The sequence below is a fragment of the Saccharopolyspora elongata genome (assembly GCF_004348985.1).
Taxonomy (GTDB): domain Bacteria; phylum Actinomycetota; class Actinomycetes; order Mycobacteriales; family Pseudonocardiaceae; genus Saccharopolyspora; species Saccharopolyspora elongata.
On sequence record NZ_SMKW01000239.1, the window covers coordinates 1 to 954 of the forward strand.

The window sequence follows — 954 nt, forward strand, 5'->3', positions numbered from 1 at the left end:
CGGGCTCCATGTCCTCGGCGATGCGCATGGCCTCCTCGATCAGGGTCTCGACGATCTGGTGCTCCGGCACCGTCTTGATCACCTCGCCCTTGACGAAGATCTGGCCCTTGCCGTTGCCCGAGGCCACCCCGAGGTCGGCCTCCCGTGCCTCGCCCGGCCCGTTGACCACGCAGCCCATCACGGCGACCCGCAGCGGCACCTCCATGCCCTCGAGCCCGGCGGTGACCTCCTCGGCCAGCTTGTACACGTCGACCTGCGCCCGGCCGCACGACGGGCACGACACGATCTCCAGATTCCGCGGCCGCAGGTTCAGCGACTGCAGGATCTGGGTGCCGACCTTGATCTCCTCGACCGGCGGCGCCGACAACGACACGCGGATGGTGTCGCCGATGCCCTGCCGCAGCAGCGCGCCGAAGGCGACCGCGGACTTGATCGTGCCCTGGAACGCCGGGCCCGCCTCGGTGACGCCGAGGTGCAGCGGGTAGTCGCACTGTTCGGCGAGGATCTCGTAGGCGCGCACCATCACGACCGGGTCGTTGTGCTTCACCGAGATCTTCAGGTCGTGGAAGTCGTGCTCGGCGAACAGGCTCGCCTCCCACAGCGCCGACTCGGCCAGCGCCTCCGGGGTCGCCTTGCCGTACTTCTGCATCAGCCGCGGGTCCAGCGAACCGGCGTTGACGCCGATCCGGATCGGCGTGCCGTGGTCCCTGGCGGCCTGCGCGATCTCCTTGACCTTGTCGTCGAACTTCTTGATGTTGCCCGGGTTGACGCGCACCGCGGCGCAACCGGCCTCGATCGCCGCGAACACGTACTTCGGCTGGAAGTGGATGTCGGCGATGACCGGGATCTGCGACTTCTTCGCGATGGCGGGCAGCGCCTCCGCGTCGTCCGCGCTGGGGCAGGCCACCCGGACGATGTCGCAGCCCGCGGCGGTCAGCTCGGCGATCTGCTGCA

Annotated in this window: 1 protein-coding gene; it reads right to left on the bottom strand. The window is 69.3% G+C overall.

The window, feature by feature from the left end:
* Positions 1-954 (bottom strand): flavodoxin-dependent (E)-4-hydroxy-3-methylbut-2-enyl-diphosphate synthase (gene ispG / locus E1288_RS46490; RefSeq protein ID WP_132495747.1); only part of this gene is annotated, 954 nt, incomplete at both ends.